At 69.8% G+C, this 235-nt stretch carries 1 protein-coding gene; it reads left to right on the plus strand.

What is annotated here, in order from left to right:
* Positions 1 to 235: acetyl-CoA carboxylase biotin carboxyl carrier protein subunit (locus ACVA6Q_RS24945; protein WP_446649268.1), on the plus strand; the 235-nt coding region annotated here is incomplete at both ends.

Raw genomic sequence — 235 nt, forward strand, 5'->3', positions numbered from 1 at the left:
CTTCACCGGCGGCGCACACTGGACGCTGGAGCGCCACGACCCCCTCGCCCACGCCGGTGAGGCCGACGACGAAGGCGGCAAGCTGACCGCACCGATGCCCGGCAAGGTCATCGCCGTGCTCGCCACGCCGGGGCAGAGCGTCACCAAAGGCGCGCCGCTCGTCGTCATGGAAGCCATGAAGATGGAGCACACGCTCACCGCCCCGGCGGACGGAGTAGTCGAGTCCGTGCTGTAT

The sequence above is a fragment of the Vibrio sp. DNB22_10_4 genome, from assembly GCF_052879755.1.